Genomic DNA, 17,443 nt, shown 5'->3' on the forward strand with positions numbered 1-17,443 from the left:
GGAGACAAGCATGGTCCAACGCAATCCAGCACCGAATGAACTGGAAGCGATCGAACGCGCCAGCAAGGATGAACTGCAGGCGCTGCAGCTAGAACGCATGCAATGGTCGCTCAGGCACGCCTATGACAATGTGCCCCATTACCGCGCCGCCTTCGATGCAGCAGGTGTGCATCCGGACGACCTGAAGTCGCTGGCCGACCTGGCCAAATTCCCTTTCACCGATAAAAAGGTCTTGCGCGATAATTATCCCTTCGGCCTGTTTGCCGTACCGCGCGAGCAGGTGGTGCGCATCCATGCATCGAGCGGCACTACGGGCAAGGCCACGGTGGTCGGCTACACGCAAAACGATATCGACACCTGGGCCAATGTGGTGGCCCGCTCTATCCGCGCCGGCGGTGGCCGTGCGGGCGACATGGTGCACATCTCTTACGGCTACGGCCTGTTCACGGGTGGCCTGGGTGCGCACTATGGCGCCGAGCGCCTGGGTTGCACGGTGATTCCCATGTCCGGCGGCCAGACGGAAAAGCAGGTGCAGTTGATCCAGGACTTCAAGCCGTCCATCATCATGGTCACGCCTTCGTACATGCTCAACATCATCGAGGAATTCACGCGCCAGGGCCTGGACCCGGCAGAATCGTCGCTGAAAGTGGGCATCTTTGGCGCTGAACCGTGGACGGACGCCATGCGCGCGGAAATCGAAGTGCGCGCCGGTATCGACGCCGTCGATATCTACGGCCTGTCTGAAGTGATGGGACCAGGCGTGGCGTCCGAATGCATAGAGAGCAAGGACGGTCCCGTCATCTGGGAAGATCATTTTTACCCGGAGATCATCGACCCGGAAACGGGCGAGGTGCTGCCGGACGGCGCAGAGGGCGAACTGGTATTCACCTCGCTGTCGAAAGAGGCGCTGCCCATCATCCGCTACCGCACGCGTGACCTGACCCGCTTGCTGCCGCCCACTTCGCGCTCCATGCGCCGCATCGGCAAGATCACGGGCCGCTCGGATGACATGCTGATCATCCGCGGCGTGAACGTGTTCCCCACGCAGATCGAAGAACTGATCCTGAAAATGCCGAAGCTGGCGCCGCAATACCAGCTCATCGTCACGCGCGACGGCCACCTGGACAAGCTGGAAGTGATCGCCGAACTGCGTCTCGACCTGACGGCGAGCCTGTCGGCCAGCGACACGGACGCCCTGGCGCGCGAACTGGAACACCGCATCAAGACACATGTGGGTGTCAGCACGCGGGTGCGCCTGGTGGCGGCGTCCGGCATCGAACGCACCCTGACGGGCAAGGCCAGGCGCGTGATCGACCAGCGCCCGAAGAATTTCTCTTAAACGATTTTGCAGGATAGACCATGAACGAAGCTTTTATCTGTGACGCCGTGCGCACTCCCTTTGGCCGCTATGGCGGCGCCTTGTCCGGCGTGCGCGCCGACGACCTGGGTGCGCTGCCGATCGCCGCGCTGATCGCGCGCAACCCATCCGTCGACTGGGCCGCCATCGACGACGTGTATTACGGCTGCGCCAACCAGGCCGGTGAAGACAACCGCAACGTGGGCCGCATGGCCGCACTGCTGGCGGGTTTGCCTGTCGACGTGCCGGCCAACACCATCAACCGCCTGTGCGGTTCCAGCCTGGATGCGGTCGGCCTGGCCGCCCGCTCGATCAAGGCTGGTGAAGTAGAGTTGATCATCGCCGGCGGCGTGGAAAGCATGACGCGCGCGCCTTTCGTGATGGGCAAGGCTGACAGCGCGTTTTCGCGTGCGGCGAAAATCGAAGACACGACCCTGGGCTGGCGCTTCGTGAACGGCAAGATGAAAGCGCAGTACGGCATCGATACCATGCCCGAGACAGCGGAAAACGTGGCTGCCGAATTTGGCATCAGCCGCGCCGACCAGGATGGCCTGGCCCTGCGCAGCCAGCAGCGCTGGGCGGTTGCCCATGCTGCCGGCGTGTTCGAGCGCGAAATCGTGCCCGTCGCCGTGCCGCAAAAAAAGGGTGATCCGAAGATGGTGACGAAGGATGAACACCCGCGCCCCGACACCTCGCTGGAGATGCTGGCCAAGCTCAAAGGCGTGGTCAAAGTGGATGGCACTGTCACGGCTGGCAATGCCTCTGGTCTCAACGACGGCGCCTGCGCCATTTTGCTGGCGTCCGCCGCTGCGGTGGACAAGTACAAGCTGAAGGCGCGCGCGAAAGTGCTGGGCATGGCCACGGCCGGCCTGGCGCCGCGCATCATGGGTTTCGGCCCGTCGCCAGCCACCCGCAAAGTGCTGGCGCAAACGGGACTCACCATCGAGCAGATGGATGTGATTGAACTCAATGAAGCATTCGCTGCGCAAGCGCTGGCCGTCACGCGCGACCTGGGCCTGGCTGACGATGCCGCCCACGTGAACCCGAACGGCGGGGCCATCGCCATCGGCCATCCGCTGGGCGCCTCGGGTGCGCGCCTGGTGATCGCTGCCTTGAACCAGTTGGAACGCACGGGTGGGCGCTATGCGCTGTGCACCATGTGCATCGGCGTGGGGCAGGGGATTGCGGTGGTGATTGAACGCGTATAAAAAGTCGCAACAGGAGAACAGCATGGTCAAAGTCTATGAAATCAATGGCGTCAGACCCGTCGTCCATCCATCGGCCTATGTGCACCCGACGGCCGTCTTGATCGGCGACGTGATCGTCGGTCCGCGCTGCTATATCGGCCCCTTGGCGTCGATACGCGGCGACTTCGGCCGGCTGATCCTGGAAGAGGGCGCCAATTTGCAGGATACCTGCGTCATGCACGGTTTCCCGGGCTGCGACACGGTAGTGGAAGTAGATGGCCATATCGGCCATGGCGCCGTGCTGCACGGCTGCCGCATCGGCCGCAATGCGCTGGTCGGCATGAATGCCGTGGTGATGGATAACGCCATCATCGGCGAGGAATCCATCGTCGCGGCCATGAGTTTCGTCAAGGCGGGCATGATCGTCGCGCCGCGCAGCATGGTGGTGGGCACGCCGGCGAAGGTGATGCGGTCCTTGACCGACGATGAAATCAAATGGAAAAGCTCGGGCACCCGCCAGTATCACGAACTGGCCGTGCGCTCCATGCACACGATGCGCGAGGTGGAGGCCTTGACGGAAGTCGAGGCTGATCGCCAGCGCCTCAATTTTGAATCGGCGCTGCCGCTGCATCTGCATAAGAACGCTGGCGTTCCTTAATTGAACCCCAAAACCTTAAATGCTGGGGTCAGACCCGGCGGGTCTGACCCCCAAACGGAGAATTGAATGGCTGATATATCCACCCTGCAAAGCTTGATCGCCGGCCGCTGGCTGGGCGCAAGCGCCGCCGTGCCGCTGCACAGCGCCTTGAACAACCGCGTGATTTATCACACGCACGCGGAGAAAATTGATTTTGACGAGGCCGTCACGTATGCGCGCAAGACGGGCGTGCCCGGCTTGATGGCGCTCGACTTCCAGCAGCGCGCCGCGCGCCTGAAGGCGCTGGCCCTGTACCTGGTCGAGCGCAAGGAAGAACTGTATGTGATCTCGCACCTGTCGGGCGCCACGCGCGCCGATAGCTGGGTCGATATCGAAGGCGGCACGGGCACCCTGTTCGCCTACGCCAGCATGGGCAGCAACGAGCTGCCATCGTCAAATGTGCTGCACGAAGGCCCGGCCATCGCGCTCGGTAAAAAAGGCGGTTTCGCCGGCACCCACATTCTGGTGCCGCGTGGTGGCCTGGCCGTGCATATCAACGCCTTCAACTTCCCTATCTGGGGTTTGCTGGAAAAATTCGCTCCCAGCTTCCTGGCTGCGATGCCCTGTATCGCCAAGCCGGCCACGGCAACCAGCTATCTGACGCAGGCCGTCGTGCGCATGATGCATGAATCGGGTTTGCTGCCCGAAGGCAGTTTGCAGCTGGTGATCGGCTCTACCGGCGACTTGCTGGACCGCCTGAATGGCCAGGATTTCGTCACCTTCACCGGATCGGCCGCCACGGCGGCCAAGCTGCGCACCAACCCGAATCTGATCGCCCAGTCGGTGCCGTTCAACGGCGAAGCCGATTCGCTGAACTGCGCCATCCTGGCGCCCGATGTGACGCCCGACGATGTGGAGTTCGACCTCTTCGTCAAGGAAGTCGTGCGCGAAATGACGGGCAAGTCGGGCCAGAAGTGCACGGCGATTCGCCGCATTATCGTGCCCGATCATTTGCTCGACGCGGTCGGCACGCGCTTGCGCGAGCGCCTGGCCAAGGTGGTGGTGGGCGACCCGTCCATCGAAGGCGTGCGTATGGGCGCGCTGGCGTCGAAAGAGCAGCAAAGCGATGTGGCTGAAAGAGTGGCCATGCTTGCGCAGGGCAATGAGGTAGTGTTCGGTGCGGCCGACGGTTTTAATCCGCTGGGCGATGGCGCGCAAGACGGCAGCTTCTTCTCGCCGACCCTGCTGATGTGCCGCGATGCGCACGGCAACGACGTGGTGCATGACGTGGAAGCGTTTGGCCCCGTCAGCACCATGATGGGTTATGGCGATTTCGACGAAGCGCTGGCCCTGGCCGCGCGCGGAAAGGGTAGCCTGGTCAGCACTCTGGTCACGCGCGATCCGAAAATCGCTGCGCGCGCCGTGCCGGTGGTGGCCGCCACGCACGGCCGCGTGCACGTGCTGGAACGCGTAGCGTCCGTCGATTCGACTGGCCATGGCTCGCCCTTGCCGCAACTGAAACACGGCGGTCCTGGCCGCGCCGGCGGTGGTGAAGAACTGGGTGGCGTGCGCGCCGTGCGCCATTACCTGCAACGCGCTGCGGTGCAAGGTTCGCCCACCATGCTGGCGGCGATTACGGGAGAATATGTGCGGGGCGCGGCTGTCAATGAAAGCCCTATCCACCCCTTCCGCAAGCACTTCGAAGACTTGCAGACCGGTGACTCCCTGCTCACGCACCGCCGCACCGTCAGCGAAGCAGACATCGTCGCCTTCGGCGGCATTTCGGGCGATTTCTTCTATATGCACTTCGATGAAATTGCGGCCAAGGAATCGCAGTTCGGCAAGCGCATCGCCCATGGCTACTTCGTGCTGTCGGCCGCGGCCGGCCTGTTCGTCTCGCCGGGGGTGGGGCCCGTGCTGGCCAACTATGGCCTGGACAACCTGCGCTTCGTGGCCCCGGTCGCCATCGGCGACACCATACGCGCGCGTCTCACCTGCAAGCGCAAGGTGGACCGCAACCGCAAGGACGTCTTCGGTGTCGGCCAGGGCGTGGTTGCATGGGATGTTCAGGTGACCAACCAGAACGATGAACTGGTGGCCAGCTACGACATCCTGACGCTGGTGTCGAAGCGCGAGTAACTTAGCTATTCAAGCCGAACGGATCGTCGATGCTGTGCGCCGGCTGCGTGAACCAGCGGGGACCATTTTCCGTCATGTAAAAATGGTCTTCGTGGCGGATGCCGAATTCGCCGGGGATGCAGATCATCGGTTCGTTCGAGAAGCACATGCCCACGTCCAGCGGCGTGCTGTCGCTGCCGACCAGGTAAGGCCATTCGTGGATGTCCAGGCCGATGCCGTGGCCCGTGCGGTGCGGCAGGCCAGGCAGTTTGTAGCCGGGACCAAAGCCATCGGACGCCAAGGAGGTACGGGCGGCGCGGTCCACGTCGCCGCATGGCACGCCCAGCTGGGCGGCGGCAAACGCCGCTGCCTGCGCTTTCTTTTCACTATTCCACACGCTGCGCTGGCGCTCGCTGATAGTGCCGTACACATAGCTGCGCGTGATGTCGGAAATGTAGTTCATCACCTGGCAGCCCGTATCGATCAGCACCATGTCGCCCGGTTTCAGGGTTTGCACGTAGTTTACGCCATGCGGATACGCGGTCGCTTCGCCGAACAGCACGATGCAGAAATACGAGCGGGGCGCACCGACCTTGCGGTGTGCGCGTTGGATGAATTCTTCCACTTCGGTCGTCGTGATGCCTTCGTACAGCATGCTGGCCGTGGCCACATGTACAGCCAGAGTCATGTCCATTACGCGCTGCATCAGGGCGATTTCCGCTGTTGATTTACGGCTGCGGCAGTACGCCGTTACCGTACGCGCGTTTTCCAGCGCGTAACCGGCAGCCAGCGGCTTGATGCCGTCGTAGATGAAGAAGGCGGCGCTTTCGCAGATGCCCACGCGTGGCCGATGGGCTGTATTTTGCGGGATTCCCATGCGGGCCAGCACATCGACAAATAACTGGTACGGGCTTTCATACTCTTCCCAGCAATTGACTTTTCCCTCTACCAGCATGAAGCCTTGCAGGGTACTTTCTTCAAACGCGGGAGCGATGTATTCGAGCGGGCCGCTGGCAGGCAGGATGGCGCCCACCATACGTTCGCTGGCATACCATTTGGTGCCCGTGAAGTAAGTGAGGTTGGCGCCCGCGTTCAGGTAGATGGCGGCGATGCCCTGTTCGCGCATATACGTTTGCGCCTTGACGATGCGTTGTGCGTGTTCGTCCTTGCCGATGGGGGTCATGCCGGCCGTCATGTCCGACAGCGACGCCAATGCCTGTTCGATGGAAGTGCCACCTATGTTCATGCCTGCTCCTTCATGCCTGATGCGCTATGTGTAAGGAGGGCATGATATCAGTTTGGCGTCTTCGGTTTGAGGCTGGGCGCGCCGCCGGCCGCGTCAGGCTGTGCCAGCACCAGGTCGTGCGGATAGGTGAATTGCCAGTCCGCGTAGTGCTGCTGGTGGCGCAGGCTGGCGTCTTCGTCAAGGAAGTTGTCTTGCTTGATGGGCAGTTGCGGCGACAGGGAATGGATGCCGACGATGCGCCCTTGCTGCAGCAGCAAGCCCCATTCCGCCTTGCCCGTGACGGGGTCGGCATACAGGCGGCGCAGATGGCGTTTGGCGTTTGCAGAGCGGGGATCCTGCAGCAGCTCCTGCAAGGTCAATGGGTAGCGTGGACGGCCATCGCCAGGCGTGCCTGCATGATAGCGTTCCAGCGCGTTGCGAAATTCATGGCCGATGAACAGCAGTTCGCGTTCCTTGTCGCGCCGCGCAGCCGTGGCGTACAGATCGCTGGCCAGCGCCAGGCCCACGCCCATGAAAGCCACCAGCAGCAGGGTCCAGATATAGGCGAATCCCAGTGCATTCGGGCGGCGTACGAGGCTAGAGCTGTTCAAAAGGGATGCCCTCGCGCGTCTTGCCCTTGGCGCCGCTGCGCACATCGGCCACGCCGCTGATGTCGCCGTTCGGCGAAGTCACCAGCTGCCAGGTGGTGGCGGACTCCGTGACGGGGTCGAGCGGCACGCTGCGAAAATAATGGTGGGTTACCAGGTCGGCCAGCGTGGAGGGATATTCCCCCTTGTCGGCATAGTATTTATCGAGGCCGCTCCTGAGCACCTGCAGGTTTTCCCTGAGCGCGACTTCTTTCGACTTTTCCACCGAACCGAAATAGCGGGGGATGGCGATTGTCAGCAGCAGCGAGATAATCGCCAGCACCACCAGCAGTTCGACCAGGGTAAAGCCGCCTTGGCGGCGTGGGAATGACAAACGCATGGAAGTCACCATTGATTGAGCGGCACGCCGTTCAGGCCTACCCTGGTTGAGCGTGAAGCGACATCGAACACGTCTTCGCCTTCGCTGGGATCATCGGGCGGCGAGGCGTAGGCGCGGCGGCTCCAGCTGTCAGCCGCATTGCCGTTCTCTTTGGCTTGGAACGGGTCGCGCGGCAGGCGGCGCAAAAAATACATGTTTTGTTTGGAGGCGCTGCGCTGGTCGGGCACGCCCTCGACCAGTTCTTCCAGTTTTTTCGGATAACCGGAACCACCCAGCGACAGCTTGATGCGGCCATTGTCCGACGCCCGCTTGTAGGCGTCGATCGCCTCGCGTATCTCGATCAGGGACGTGCGCAGCTCGTGTTCCTTGGCCCTTTGCAGCGCCACCTGCGCCATCGGCACGGCGACCGTGGCCAGGGTCGCCATGATCGCCAGGGTGATCATCAACTCGATAAAGGTAAATCCCCGCTGTTTCACTGGCCACCCTTGACATTGGCTGCCGGCGTGACGGTCTGGATTGCTGCGGGCGCATCGTCGCCGCCCGTCATCGGCGAGCTGGCGCGCGCTGGAGTCTCTGGCACGGAGGCGGCGTCAGTCCCGCCGCCAACGCTGGCCCGGCCACCTACGGCCGTTTCGGTGCCTGAATTGAATTCGGCCGTCGTCAGGTCCGGGCGGCGGATGCTGCGCAGCAGGCGCGGCGTGATCGACAGCACGATTTCGCTGCGCATGGCGTCATCCTTCTGGCTGCCGAACAGGCGGTTCAGCACGGGCAGTTCGCCCACGCCGGGCACCTTGTTGGCCGTGCCCCGGTCTTCATCGCTGATCAGGCCCGCCAGTACCTGCGTCTCGCCATCGCGCAGGCGAAGCACGGTGGAAGCGCTGCGGGTGCCGATCTGGTAAGCCTGCGTACCGGTCTTGCTGATTACTTCCTTGACCACATTCGATACTTCCAGATTGACCTTGATGGCCACTTCATCGTCCAGGTAGACATTCGGTTCCACGTCGAGTTTCAAGCCCACGTCGAGGTAATTGACGCTGTCCGAACTGACGCCATTGTTGGTCGTGACGGTAATCACGGGCACCCGGTCGCCGATCAGGATCTTGGCCTTTTCCTTGTTGCGCACGCGGATGCGCGGATTGGCCAGGATATTGCTGTCGCTATCGGTCTTGTTGGCGTTAAGCGTCACGCCGCCGACGCCCAGGTTGATATTGTCGCCATTGATATGGCGCAGATCGGACACCTTCAGGCCACCGAGTCCATTGCCGATGCCGGCCAGTGTCAGGTTGGCCTGGTCCGGCCAGCGGACGCCCAGCTCCATCAGGCGCGTGCGTTTGACTTCCAGCACCTCGACTTCCAGCATCACTTCCGGGTCGGCCAGGTCTTGCACATTGATGATGCGCTCGGCCATGCGCACCATTTCCGGCGTATCGCGCAGCATGATGATGCCCAGCCGTTCATCGGTGACGATATCCCTGGCCTTGAGCAGGGTCTTGATGGAATAGGCTACCGTCTTGACGTCGGCATTGGCGAGGAAAAAAGTACGCACCACCAGTTGCTGGTAATCCTTCACTTTTTGCGGCGTGTTCGGGTAAATGGTGATCGACTTGTCGCTGGTGACGCTTTGCTCGAGCTGGTTCGCGCCCAGCAGCATGGCGATGGCTTCTTCGATGCTGGTATCGCGCACGGAAATGGTGGCGCGCAGGCCGGGATCGACTTCCTTGTCGAAGACGAAGTTCAGGCCCGACACCTTGCTGATGAAATCGAACACGGAGCGCAGGGGCGCATCGCGAAACTCGAGGGTGACCGGTTTGCGGTAGGCGGCAGCGAGCTTGCCGCCGGCCGGCCGGTTCCTGGCCTGCTCGTCGCTGATACGGCTTTGCAGGCTCAAGGCTGCGCGCTGGCTGGGGCGCTCTTGCAGCACCTGGCGCAGGGTTTCCTGTGCCTGCGCGAGATTCGCCTCGCCGCCCCGTTTGTAGACCGATTCCGCCTCCGCTACCTGCTTGCGGTGGCGTTCATCCTGCACCACGCCATCCAGGCCCCGCAGCGCCACGTCGTTGCTGGCGTCGATGGCCAGCGCCTGCCGGTACAGCGTTTGCGCTTCGGGCAGCAAACCTTGCTGGCGCAGCGCGTCGGCGCGGCCATTCAGATTGTTCAGCGCGCGCATCTTGCCATTGGTGGCGGCAATGCGGTATTTGGCGTTGGTCGGCTCGGCTTGCGCCGCCTGCTCCAGCAAGGCCAGCCCCTGTTCCGTGCGGCCCGCCCCCAGCATGGCCTGGCCTTGATCGTAAGCCGAGTTGCTGGCGCAGGCGGCCAGCAAGGATAACAAAGGCAGCAGGGCGATCATGCCGGGTGTGCGTGGTTTCAATTGAGGTCCCCTACGGCGAGTGTCTGTTTCTGGTTAAGCGGCAGATAAGTAAATTGCAGTGTACCTTGCACCACGCCGTCGAAGCGGTAGCGTTCGTCCAGCAGGTCGCCGGGCCGTGCCACCACATTGCGCTCGCCCGCCTGCAAGAAGTAGGCGGCCTTGCCTTCATCGACAAAGCGTCCGAGGAACTGGAAGGGCAAGGGTGGCGGCGCGTTTGGATCGGCTGCTACTGGCGATGCGTCCGCCTGGACCGTCTGCTGGCCGGGCATGATGTTTTGCGGCGTTTGCCAGCTTTGCCTGGTAAACAGGCTGGCCGCTTCCTCATCGTCATCGAGATTGCGGCGCGGATGAATCGCCAGCGCGGGATTGATCGCCGGTGCAGCCGCCGCGATGACGACCGGCGCAGGCGCCCGCTCCATCCGGCGCGTGGTGGCGGTGGCGGCGCCCACGATGCTGCCCTCGTCTTCGGGGGCGAAGATGGCGGCCAGCAGGGTCGCCACGGCGGCGGTGCCGAGCACGATTTTTTTCATGCCCGGGCCTCAGGCTTTTTCACCAGCAGGATGAACTGGATACGTGCATCGATCTCGCCCGCCTCAATCTGTTCGCGCTTGAACAGCACGGAATCGAGGGTCAGGGTGGGAACGGCTTGCAGCGCCTCGACGATGAAGGCTTGCAGCTGTGCGTATTCCGCTTTCACCGGCAGGGAAATCTGGTAGCGCAAAAAGGCCGTGTTGCCGTCTTCCTGCGGTTTGTAGTCGGCCTTGGCCAGGGTGACGCCGGTGCGTTGCGCCACTTCCAGCAGTTCCTTCAGCTGCTCGGGGATGGTGTCGTGCGCAGGCAGGTAGGCGTGGAAGGCGGCCAGGCTGTCGGCATCGGCATCGAGCCTGGTGGCCGCTTGCGGCAGCGCCGCCTGTTTTGCCGCTACCGCCAGTTGCGCCGTCAAGTGCTGCAGGCGTGCGCCCAGTTCGCCAGCTTGCTGCAAGGCGAAGACGGCCAGCGCCATGCAGGCGATGCCGATGGCGCCGGGCCAGCCCAGCTTGCGCCCTACCCGGGCCGCTTCCCAGGCCAGGCGCGGCGGCATGCGCAACTGCAGGCGGTGCGATGCAGGCGTATTGGCCTTGAACACGGGTTTTATTGCCGCCATTGCGCCTCCAGCTGAAAACGATACGGATGTGCCGGCGCATTCGCGTTCGCATCCTTGCCCATCTCGTGCTTGAGCAGGTACACGGAACTGAACATCGGCTGCTGGTTCAGGAAGGCCAGGTAATTGAGCATGTCTTGCGGCGTTTCCGCCTCGGCGGCGATCTTTAGCACGCTGGCGCCATCCTGTCCCTGCTGCGCGTTCAGGTCCAGGCCCAGCAAGGCGACGCGCACGTCGCGCGGCGCTTGCACCGTCTTGATCAGGCGCGTGACGGGTAAATTAAGCTGGCGCACGGCGGCGGCCACCTGCTTCAATTCGATGTCGCGCTCGCGCTGCCGGGTCGCGGACAGCGGCGCGCGCACGGGCTGTGTGGGTTGTAGCTGTGCCAGTTGCGCTTCCAGCCGCCGCGTTTCCTGGAACTGCACCAGCCAGCCCAGGGCAGCCGGCAGCAGGACGGCGATGCCCGCCAGGCACAGTGCCAGGCGCCAGCCTTTATATGTTTGCGCCGCGCCGGGCGGCAGGAATTCGAGCCGGCTCAAGCCCATGCGGCCTCCCGCATCAGGTGCGCGGCCCCGGCCACGGCGATGGGCTGGAAGCGTGCCGGGATGCCGTCTTGCGGCATGCCGCTCAAGTCGATCAGGGCCACCTGTTCGATCACATCGAGCTGCGGCGTGCGCAAGCTCCAGCGCTGCCATGCCCGCTCCAGTTCCTCGCCCCATGCAGCTGCGCAGGGCTGGCTGTGGATGGCGGCGATGCGCCCTTTGCCACTGGTGGCCAGCAGCAGCCGTCCTGCTTCCACCAGGGCGAAGGCGGCCGGCTTGCCAGCGGCGATGCTGCGCCAGGCGGGGCCCACGATGGGTTCGATGGAGATACAGCGCCGGCCGTGCGCAGCGGCCGCATCCTGCACGCCTTGCAGCAGCGCTGTGTCGATGCCGCAGGCCAGGCGCGGCTGGCCGTAGGGCGCATCGTCTGCCGTCATGCGCCAGGCGCGCGCGCTGTCACCGTAGACGGCGCCAAACTGGCTTTGTAAAAAACGCTGTGCGCTGGCCCGGACCAGCAGCGCACTACTCCATGGCACTACCTGCATGGCGCACCAGCGGCTGGCCAGGCTGACGGCCAGCGGCAGTTTTTTTGCAGTGCCGCTATTTTGTTCCAGCCATTGGCGCAGGGTCGCCAGCGCCACTTCCCAGCTGGCGGCTGAATTGGCAATGGGCAGCTGGAAGGCGCTATCGGCCAGCGGGCGTCCGGCGCGCCGCACCACGCCGCGCAGTTCCTGTGGCGCCAGGTGCAGGCACAGGGTATGGTCAATAAGTGACACGATTAAGCTCCGTCAAGGTGGTTTCACCGCGCCGCACCAGGTCCAGGCCCGCCTCGCGCGCCAGGCGAAAACCGTTGCGCGCCGCTTCTTCCTTCATCTGGCTCAAGGGCGCGCGCGTGCAAATCATTTCGCGCATGGCGTCGCTGAGCATCAGTACCTCGGCGACTGCCTTGCGGCCCTTGTAGCCGGTGCCGCGGCAATGGCCGCAACCTTTGCCAGCCATGAACTGCCAGTCCTGTACCTGATGCGCGGACAGGCCGCTGTCGCGCAGCTGCTGCGTATCGGCGAGCACTTCGGCGCTGGCATCGACGGCGCAATGACCGCAATTGAGGCGCAGCAGGCGCTGGGCCACGATGCCGTTCAGGGCGGCAGCAAAGCTATAGGCGTCCACGCCCATGTGCAAAAATCGGCCGACCACGTCGAACACATTGTTCGCATGCACGGTGGTAAACACCAGGTGGCCGGTCAGTGCCGCCTGTACCGCGATCTGCGCCGTTTCGTCATCGCGGATCTCGCCTATCATGATCTTGTCGGGGTCGTGGCGCAGGATGGAGCGCAGGCCGCGCGCAAACGTCAATCCCTTCTTTTCATTGACAGGGATTTGCAGCACGCGCGGCAGCCGGTACTCGACAGGGTCTTCGATGGTGACGATCTTGTCGCGTCCCGTATTGATTTCCGTGATGGCCGCGTACAGGGTGGTGGTCTTGCCGGAACCGGTGGGACCGGTCACTAGCAGCATGCCGTGCGGTTTGGCGGCCAGGCGGCGTATCTGTTCGATGGCGTCTTCGTTCAGGCCCAGGCTTTCCAGGCGCAGCGCCTGCGCCGCTTCTGTGAGCGCGCGGCGGTCCAGCAGGCGCAGCACGGCGTCTTCGCCAAAGATATTGGGCATGATGGAGACGCGGAAATCGATCTCCGCGCCTTTGACGCGCACCTTGAAGCGGCCGTCTTGCGGGATGCGCCGCTCGGCGATGTCGAGGTCGGCCATTACCTTGATGCGCGAAACGATCTGTTCGGCCATCGCCAGTCCCTGTACCTGGCCCGCCTGCACCAGCACGCCGTCGACCCGGTATTTGATGACCAGGCTGGCCACGTCGCATTCGAGGTGGATGTCACTAGCCTGGAATTTCAGCGCATCGTAGATGGTTGAATTGACCAGTTTCACCACCGGGCTGCTGTCTTCGCTGATGCGTATCAGCGAGATATCCTCGATGCTCTGGTCCAGTCCTGGCACGTCATCCCCGTGCTGCATTTCCTGCATCGCCTGCTGCACGCTTTCCTGCTGCTGCAAATAGGCGGCCAGGTCGTCCGGGTGCGCCAAGGCTACGGTAAATGGCGTGCGCAGGGCGAAATCGGCCCATTGCAGCAAATCGTCCGCAAAGGGATTGCCGATGACAAGCACGGGCGGCGCGCCCATGGCCACTGCCTGCATCAGCACGCAGTCGCGCTGGGCGCAATCGGTGTAGGGCAGCAGGGCAAAGGCGGCTTGGCCCGCTTGCAGTTCGGCCATCGTCCAGGCGGGATAGCGGAACAGGGTAGCCAGTTGCTGCAAAAAAACTTCGGGCGGCAGGCTGCTTGTCTCCTGCAGCACGGCCATTTGCGGTCGTCCCTGGGCCAGTGCGCTGGCATGCGCCTGGCGCAGCATGGCCGCATCGATAACGGTCCGTTCCGGTTCGCGCGCATTCAAGATAAACTCCCGGCCAGTTCAAAGATCGGCATATACATCAGTACCACCACGCCGCCGATCACCACGCCGATGATGGTCATCAACAGCGGTTCGAGCAGGCGCGAAGCCCAGTCCACCCAGCGGGCGAATTCCTCGTCGTGGAATTTCGCCGAGCGTTCCAGCATGTCGCCCAGGCGGCCCGTGTTTTCACCTACTTTCAGCAGCGACTGCGCTACCGGCGTGGCCATATTGGCCTGTTCCAGCGCGCTGGAAAACGGCATGCCTTCCTGTACCGCGCGGCGTGCCTGCGCCAATTGTTCCTGCTGGGCCGGCAGCAGCATGGGCGCCACCATGGCCAGCGCCTTGTGCAGCGGAATGCCTGCGTGCAGCAGCAAGCTCAGGGCGCGGTAGAAGCGCGCCAGACGGAATTCCGCCGCTTTTTCCGCCAGCACGGGCAGGCGCAGCAGCCATAACACCAGCGCCATGCGCATGGCCCGGTTGCTGATGCCGAAGACGATGGCGGCGACAGTGGCGGCCAGCGCACCCGCGCACAGCAGCGGATGGGCGGCCAGGGTTTGGCCAAAGCCCAGCAGCATTTGCGACATCCAGGGAATCTCGCGGCCCGAGCTTTCATACACGACGCTGAACTTCGGCACCACGTAGCCGAGCAGGAACAAGGTCACCAGGCCGCCCACCACCAGCAGCATGCACGGGTAGATGGCGGCCGAAATCAGCTTTTTGCGGATGGCGTCGAACTGCAGCTGGTAAGACACGAAGCGGGCCAGCGCTTCGGGCAGGTTGCCCGAGCGTTCAGCTGCATGCACGGTGGCGATATAAATGTCGGGGAAAATGTCGGGGAAGCCGGCCAGGGTGTCGGAAAAGCTGTGGCCCTGCTGCAGCGTGAGCACGATGGCCGCCAGGGTGGCCCTGGCGCTGCTGCGTGTTTCCTTGTTGTGCAAGGTGGCCATGGCTTCACCCAGGTTCAGGCCAGCCTCCAGCAGGGCCAGCAGCTCCTGGCTGAATTGCAGCAGGTGCAAGCCTTGCTTGCCGGGCCGCGCCGGTGCACCTGCATCGTGCGCCAGGCTGTCGTCGACGGCCAGCACGCGCCAGCCGCCACGCACGGCCGCGCGGATCGCCTCGGCCTCGCTGGCGGCATCGATGGCCAGCGCCTGGCTGCCGGCCGGGCCCTGCACCTGGAGGTGGAACTGCATGGCCGGCTCAGGCGTGCATGGCTGTGATCACGAAAAGGGACAGGCCGGAATGGGGAAATGCGCGTACGCTCAAGATCGAATTAGGCATCGGTGAGAACAATCCAAAAAAGTTCAATTCGTCGCAGGTAGCGGCAGCAAGCAACTGTCATGCGCTGCCCCAGAGTAGACTGCAATTGTAAAAAAATCAATCATTGTGTGCGGGTGGCCGGCCAGCGTCGACCGGCTACCCGCACAGGCTACTGCTTACTGCACCATCAATTACTGTTCAGCGACGTCTGCGCCCACGTTAATGGCTGCATACGCGCGCTTGACGGCTGTCGCTTCCTTGCTACCCACGCCATACAGTTCCTCTGCCGCCGCCACGACCTTGTTGCGGGCATCGGCGTAGTTGGTCGTCGAGGTGAACTTGGTGGTGGCTGCCTTGAACCAGATGCGGTAAGCCTTGTCACTGCCGATACCGGTCATGGCCAGTGGGCTTTTGTTCAGGTAGGAGCTGTAGTAGTCGCTGCTGGTAGTGGCGTTCGAGCCTTGCGACAGGAAGTAGAACATGCGGTTATTCGGGCCGCTGCTGTAGTGGACATCGAGATTTTTCAGTGTGCTGCTCCACGCGTTCGGGCTGCTGCCATCCTTGCTGGGCTTGTACATCCAACGCAGCGGCTGGCCATTCTTGGCGATCTCCTTGCCCATTACCCAATCGTTGCCCGTGTTGGGGATGACGCTGCCGGTGCCACCCGCGCGTGCATAGGCTTCCACCATTTCGCCGGCGATGTCCGAGTTCGATTCGTTCAAGCCCCCCGATTCCTGCGAGTAGACCAGGCGGGAAGTGGCGTCCGTGATGCCGTGGCCCATTTCATGGCCGATCACGTCGATCGAGCCGAGGTTGTTGAACGAGCTGCCGCCGTCACCGATATACATGCACTTGCAGCTGCTATCGTAATAAGCGTTGTCGTAGGCCGTGTTGACGTGGGCAGCGATGTAGGTGGCCGTATTATTGCCATCCAGGCTGGACCAGCCCAGCACATTCTTGTGCGTGTCATAGGTATTCATCAAGCCCCACATGGCGTTGACGGCTGCCGTCTGGCCATTGGCATTGGTGGTGCTGCCGCCGCTGATGTATTGCAGGCCGTCGCCCCAGGTATTGCTGGTGTTGGTGTACACGCTGCCTGCGGTGGTGCCATGGTTGGCATTCGTGATGGCCATCGCGCCGAATTTGCCGCCCGTGCCGCGCGTGGAATCTTTCAGCGTATAGGTGCTGCCGCTGAGCGTGGTGTTGATCGGCACCTGGCCGTTGTACTGGCTTTTGCCGACGCCGACCACGGTTTTCAGGGCTTTCCACTGGCGCAGGATGCTGCCATCTTTGGCGCTGACGACGGTGTCGTAATACACCGGCGTGCTGCCGCTGATCATGCGGGTTTCCACCAGATAGGCCAGCTCATAGTGATCGACGACGTCTTCTACGTCGAGCGCGTTCAGGGAAGCTTCCGCTTTGGCTTCGGCGCCGGCCACGCGCACCGTCTTGAGGACCGGGTAGATCAGCAGTTGCGCATGTGGCGGCACGTGATCGATGGCTTGCACGCCGGTGCTTTTCACGGCGATGGAAATCGCCGCCGCAGCGCTGATGGCTGGCGTGGTGTTGATATCGGTGGTCGCGCTGCGGGTGACGGAATTGACGTTGCCGCTACCGAGGCCGGACGCGCGGTCCGACACGGATTCGCTGACGATGTCGCCGGCTGCGTTGCTGACGACGACCGTTTCCGAACCGAAGACGGGCAAACCCTTGTAAGTGTGCTGTACACGGCTGATACGCGTGCCGCTGACACCGGGATGCTGGTTGCCGATGACAAAGCCATGTTCAGTGTTCAAACCCTGGTTGCGCGCTTGCGTTGTCAGTTTGTTGACCAGGCTGGTGTTTTCCTGCGGCGAAGCCAGGCTGACCGGCGCGGCCATCAGGGGCTGTGGCAAGGGTGTGGCGGCAGTAGCCGAGGTGATGGCCATCAGCGGCAGGGCGGCGATGGATGCGGCAACTATTGTCAAACGTAAATTCATTTCTGCTCCATGGTATCGGTTAGAAAATGGTGTATGAGCTGGCCGCAATTGTTGGATGGCCACCCCGGTGTATCCGGCGGCGAGCGGATGGCACACCACCGTGATCGCACCGGGTAGCGCACACTAAACTTGCCAAGATAGCCATGTCAAAATTTTTAAGAAATGGGTCATGGCGCCGATTTTTGTTA

At 62.9% G+C, this 17,443-nt stretch carries 16 protein-coding genes; 4 read left to right on the plus strand and 12 right to left on the minus strand.

From position 1 onward, the window contains the following. The first annotated feature begins 10 nt into the window (after nucleotides 1–10). The 4 genes from paaK to paaZ all read left to right on the plus strand — a co-directional run bounded on the left by paaK (nucleotide 11) and on the right by paaZ (nucleotide 5,320). Entirely contained in the window at nucleotides 11–1,339 is a 1,329-nt protein-coding gene (gene paaK / locus HDE72_RS09790; protein ID WP_183739689.1) for a phenylacetate--CoA ligase PaaK, read from the plus strand. Between the two features lie 20 nt (nucleotides 1,340–1,359). Continuing rightward, nucleotides 1,360–2,565, plus strand: a complete 1,206-nt coding sequence (gene pcaF / locus HDE72_RS09795; RefSeq protein ID WP_183739691.1) for a 3-oxoadipyl-CoA thiolase — start codon at nucleotides 1,360–1,362, stop codon at nucleotides 2,563–2,565. Between the two features lie 22 nt (nucleotides 2,566–2,587). Then, entirely contained in the window at nucleotides 2,588–3,202 is a 615-nt protein-coding gene (gene paaY / locus HDE72_RS09800; protein WP_183739694.1) for a phenylacetic acid degradation protein PaaY, read from the plus strand. Between the two features lie 66 nt (nucleotides 3,203–3,268). Further along, on the plus strand, nucleotides 3,269–5,320 hold the full coding sequence (paaZ, locus tag HDE72_RS09805) for a phenylacetic acid degradation bifunctional protein PaaZ (RefSeq protein WP_183739697.1): 2,052 nt from the start codon (nucleotides 3,269–3,271) through the stop codon (nucleotides 5,318–5,320). Nucleotide 5,321: 1 nt separating this feature from the next. On the opposite strand, the gene HDE72_RS09810 is transcribed toward paaZ, so the two are convergent. The 12 genes from HDE72_RS09810 to HDE72_RS09865 all read right to left on the minus strand — a co-directional run bounded on the left by HDE72_RS09810 (nucleotide 5,322) and on the right by HDE72_RS09865 (nucleotide 17,255). Continuing rightward, complete coding sequence (locus HDE72_RS09810; RefSeq protein WP_183739701.1) at nucleotides 5,322–6,545, minus strand: M24 family metallopeptidase; 1,224 nt, start codon at nucleotides 6,543–6,545, stop codon at nucleotides 5,322–5,324. Nucleotides 6,546–6,592: 47 nt separating this feature from the next. Further along, on the minus strand, nucleotides 6,593–7,135 hold the full coding sequence (locus HDE72_RS09815) for a type II secretion system protein (RefSeq protein ID WP_260176593.1): 543 nt from the start codon (nucleotides 7,133–7,135) through the stop codon (nucleotides 6,593–6,595). Further along, nucleotides 7,122–7,511, minus strand: a complete 390-nt coding sequence (locus HDE72_RS09820) for a type IV pilin protein (RefSeq protein WP_260176594.1) — start codon at nucleotides 7,509–7,511, stop codon at nucleotides 7,122–7,124. The genes HDE72_RS09815 and HDE72_RS09820 overlap by 14 nt, the downstream gene beginning before the upstream one ends. 5 nt (nucleotides 7,512–7,516) lie before the next feature. Continuing rightward, nucleotides 7,517–7,987 carry a type II secretion system protein gene (locus HDE72_RS09825; RefSeq protein WP_311735210.1) on the minus strand — a complete coding sequence of 157 codons (471 nt, stop codon included), beginning with the start codon at nucleotides 7,985–7,987 and terminating at the stop codon, nucleotides 7,517–7,519. Further along, nucleotides 7,984–9,876, minus strand: coding sequence for a general secretion pathway protein GspD (locus HDE72_RS09830; RefSeq protein ID WP_260176595.1), 1,893 nt, complete (start codon nucleotides 9,874–9,876; stop codon nucleotides 7,984–7,986). Before HDE72_RS09830 ends, HDE72_RS09825 begins: the two co-directional genes overlap by 4 nt. Further along, nucleotides 9,873–10,406, minus strand: a complete 534-nt coding sequence (locus HDE72_RS09835) for a hypothetical protein (RefSeq protein WP_183739706.1) — start codon at nucleotides 10,404–10,406, stop codon at nucleotides 9,873–9,875. The genes HDE72_RS09830 and HDE72_RS09835 overlap by 4 nt, the downstream gene beginning before the upstream one ends. Continuing rightward, nucleotides 10,403–11,020 (minus strand): type 4a pilus biogenesis protein PilO, encoded by a 618-nt coding sequence (gene pilO, locus HDE72_RS09840; RefSeq protein ID WP_183739709.1) that lies wholly within the window; start codon nucleotides 11,018–11,020, stop codon nucleotides 10,403–10,405. The genes HDE72_RS09835 and pilO overlap by 4 nt, the downstream gene beginning before the upstream one ends. After that, nucleotides 11,008–11,562 carry a hypothetical protein gene (locus HDE72_RS09845; protein ID WP_183739712.1) on the minus strand — a complete coding sequence of 185 codons (555 nt, stop codon included), beginning with the start codon at nucleotides 11,560–11,562 and terminating at the stop codon, nucleotides 11,008–11,010. Before HDE72_RS09845 ends, pilO begins: the two co-directional genes overlap by 13 nt. Next, nucleotides 11,553–12,335 (minus strand): hypothetical protein, encoded by a 783-nt coding sequence (locus HDE72_RS09850; RefSeq protein WP_183739715.1) that lies wholly within the window; start codon nucleotides 12,333–12,335, stop codon nucleotides 11,553–11,555. Before HDE72_RS09850 ends, HDE72_RS09845 begins: the two co-directional genes overlap by 10 nt. Beyond that, entirely contained in the window at nucleotides 12,322–13,977 is a 1,656-nt protein-coding gene (locus HDE72_RS09855) for a GspE/PulE family protein (RefSeq protein ID WP_183740159.1), read from the minus strand. Before HDE72_RS09855 ends, HDE72_RS09850 begins: the two co-directional genes overlap by 14 nt. A 38-nt stretch (nucleotides 13,978–14,015) precedes the next feature. Then, the gene (locus tag HDE72_RS09860) at nucleotides 14,016–15,209 is read right to left on the minus strand and encodes a type II secretion system F family protein (protein ID WP_183739718.1); all 1,194 of its coding nucleotides are present in this window, start codon (nucleotides 15,207–15,209) and stop codon (nucleotides 14,016–14,018) included. Nucleotides 15,210–15,467: 258 nt separating this feature from the next. Beyond that, nucleotides 15,468–17,255: a M4 family metallopeptidase gene (locus tag HDE72_RS09865; protein ID WP_183739721.1), complete on the minus strand. Its 1,788-nt coding sequence runs from the start codon at nucleotides 17,253–17,255 to the stop codon at nucleotides 15,468–15,470. Nucleotides 17,256–17,443: the final 188 nt, after the last annotated feature.

The organism is Janthinobacterium saanense, from assembly GCF_014200675.1.
Taxonomy (GTDB): Bacteria; Pseudomonadota; Gammaproteobacteria; order Burkholderiales; family Burkholderiaceae_D; genus Janthinobacterium.